We start from the raw sequence: 3,087 nt of genomic DNA, 5'->3' as shown, positions 1-3,087 counted from the left end.
CCCTTCGGATACGATTCTTGGAGTCCATCTCGAAACTGATATCTCCCATTTTATGAATCAAAAAAGAACACGTCATCTCCCTTGAAGGAGAAGAGGTGTTCTTTCTGCATTCGTTGAAGATGGATTAATTAATAGACAAATTCGCCGTTATCGTAGTTAAATTGCCATTGGATTCCGAACTTGTCTTCCAAGCTCCCATAACACTTACTCCAGAATGTTTCTTGGAGTTCCATGCCTACTTTGCCGCCTTCTTTAAGCTTATGGAATGCGGACTTGATTTCTTCGACATCTTTGCTGACCATGGATAGGGAAATATTGTTTCCGGCTACAAAAGGCATACCTGGGAATACGTCAGAGAACATCACTGTGCTGCCGCTAATCGTCAGTCTAGCGTGCATGACCAAGGATTTCGCTTCTTCTGGGAGTGGATAGGCTGGGTCTGCTGGTGTATCGCCAAAGGCCATGATTTTCGGTTGTTCAGTCCCGAATACCTCTGCATAATACTCCACCGCTTCACGACAATTTCCATTAAAATTCAAGTAAAAATCTAATGCCATTGCTATCACTCCTCAGATTAGTTTATTTTCATATTATTCCCATATTGTATCATTTAACTTGTCCATAATCCAACAAAAAGAAGGCGAAAGAAGTTTGATTTAGCTCTTCTGGAATTGGGTTGGTGTTATTCCCACGATTTTTTTGAATATACGAGTGAAGTAACCAGCATCATCGAAGCCAGTGGATTCGGCAATCCATTTGATAGATAAATCGCCATTTTTCAATAACGGCTTTGCTTCTTCAATCCGCTGCTTCTGCTGGAAATCGGTCACGGTCATCCCTGTTTCTTTCTTGAATTGCCTTGAAATATGTGCCGGGTGTGCATGGCATTCCTGAGAAAGTTCCTCTAAACGTAATGGTTTATTGTAATGCAGGGAAACGAATTGAATAACCGTTTGGACGAGGGGGGAGTACCCCTTTACAGCATGCAGGCGCACCAATCCGCAATATTCGTCGAACAGAAGTGTCATTAATTTATTAAGGGAATCGATGGTTTCGGTCCGTTCGATTTGTTTGGCGAATTTCTCAGATATCTGATGCAAGAAAAAGGGCTGGACATTTGCATTTTTGGCGGCGACCCGTAGCAATGTATTTAGAATAATAAGTGCATTTCTTAAGGCTCTTACGGGTTGGTTCGGAAATCTTTCGGAGAAGTCATACAGATTTTTCATTTTGGAGCGTACTTTCTGCAAAGTTTCATGATCGCCATGCTGGACTGCTTGTATCATTTCTTGTTCTATTTGATAACGCAATTCAACGAGGTCGATATAAGCCTCATCGGAATGCTGCAGCATGAGCTCGATTTTTCTCTGGTTGGGAGATCTAGCGGGCTGAACTTGAAGCTCTAATTCCCGAATATCGGCTTGGGAGATGCCTTCGATTTGATCGAAAACATTGGCCATGCTTTGAACCCTTGCCGCGCTTATCAATCTCATTCCTCGATAAAAACCCTCTAATTCTATCCGCTTTCCTTGATCTAGTTTGAACTTCGTGTACAGTCTATTGACATCTGGCACCTGCAATAAGAAAGGACCTGTGACTAATATTTGGGTGCGGGCTTCTTGCAATCGAAATGGTTTGGCTAAGTAAGTAAACCCCCAAGCGTTCGTGTATTTGCAGCATTGCTCAGGAGAGATTTGAGCTTCAGCGCAAAGGAATGCAATGTCCTCCTTCAGCCAGGTGCCTAGAAATTCAGGGATTCGATCATGCTCATGATTCAACAAAACAGTTCCGCTGCTGGTCAAAACGACGGTATTGATATCAGTTAAGTGAAAAAATGTTGTGCTTATTGCTGATAGATGTAGCGGCTGTTCAGTCATTAGAATCTCCTCATCTCGAGATATGGCGTTAAAATTATCCTGATGATGCATTTCACATCCTATTTTGAATTGGATTCTATTAGTATAATCTTAATTGTTGAGTTTGAAAATGAGAATAAAAGGAGCGGTATTATGTTATATCCGATCGTATCAGAGTCACGGGGAATTATTGATCTTAGTGGCATTTGGAATTTTAAATTGGATTTTGGAAAGGGCTTTCATGAGGAGTGGTTCGCTTCTGCGCTTACAGAAACCATTCCGATGTCAGTGCCATCGTCCTTTAACGATGTAGGCGTTACAGCGGATATACGAAACCATGTTGGCTGGGTTTGGTATGAGCGAGATTTTACCGTATTAAATTTGCTGATGTCAGAACGTATTGTGTTGCGCTTTGGTTCAGCTACTCATCAAGCCGTGGTGTATGTGAACGGTAAACCTGTGATGCAGCATAAGGGCGGATTTACACCGTTTGAGGCGGAAATTAATTCCTTTTTGACAACTGGGCATAATCGGTTAACGGTTGCTGTGAACAATATAGTGGATGAGACGACACTGCCTGTAGGTATCTATAGTGAGCAGGAAGTTCCGGGACGTGGTATTGTCGCGAAAAACAGTCCGAACTTCGACTTTTTTAATTATGCAGGTATCCATAGACCGGTGAAAATTTATACGACACCACATGTGTATGTGAAAGATGTGACTATTCTCACCAATTGGAAACAAGAAARCGGGATTGTTCAGTACGAAGTGGACATTGTTGGGAAAGGGCAAGTGAAGGCATCGATTGTTGATCAGTCGGGTGTTGTCGTGGGAGAAAGCAGTGGACTCCAGGGAATGATCGAGATCCAGCAGGTGACGCTGTGGGAGCCATTGAAAGCCTATTTGTATACGCTTAGAGTTGAGATTAGCGATAATGGGCAGCTTGTCGACGTTTATGAACAGCCTTTTGGCGTAAGAACGGTTGAGGTCAAAGACGGGAAATTCCTGATTAACAATAAACCGTTTTATTTCAAAGGGTTCGGGAAACATGAGGATTCTGCGATACATGGTAGAGGATTTAATGAAGCGGCTAATGTGCTGGATTTCCGCTTAATGAAGTGGATCGGTGCGAATTCGTTCCGTACAGCTCATTATCCTTATTCCGAAGAATTGATGAGGTTGGCTGATATTGAAGGGCTTGTTGTCATTGACGAGACGCCTGCTGTTGGCC

Annotated in this window: 3 protein-coding genes; 1 reads left to right on the top strand and 2 read right to left on the bottom strand. The window is 42.7% G+C overall.

Features of this window, described 5'->3' with window-relative positions; all coding sequences use genetic code 11:
- Window positions 1-128 precede the first annotated feature (128 nt).
- Complete coding sequence (locus AC1DUA_RS31400; RefSeq protein ID WP_477503475.1) at window positions 129-557, bottom strand: VOC family protein; 429 nt, start codon at window positions 555-557, stop codon at window positions 129-131.
- 99 nt (window positions 558-656) lie between these two features.
- Window positions 657-1,877, bottom strand: coding sequence for a helix-turn-helix domain-containing protein (locus AC1DUA_RS31395; protein WP_477503474.1), 1,221 nt, complete (start codon window positions 1,875-1,877; stop codon window positions 657-659).
- A gap of 132 nt (window positions 1,878-2,009) precedes the next feature.
- On the opposite strand from AC1DUA_RS31395, the gene AC1DUA_RS31390 reads away from it, so the two are divergent.
- The coding region (locus AC1DUA_RS31390; RefSeq protein ID WP_477503473.1) for a glycoside hydrolase family 2 TIM barrel-domain containing protein at window positions 2,010-3,087 on the top strand (1,078 nt) is incomplete at its 3' end.

The organism is Paenibacillus sp. 01T422 (genome assembly GCF_056398785.1).
Note: the sequence above shows the minus strand (reverse complement) of the source record. Positions and strands in the feature narration are given on the sequence as shown.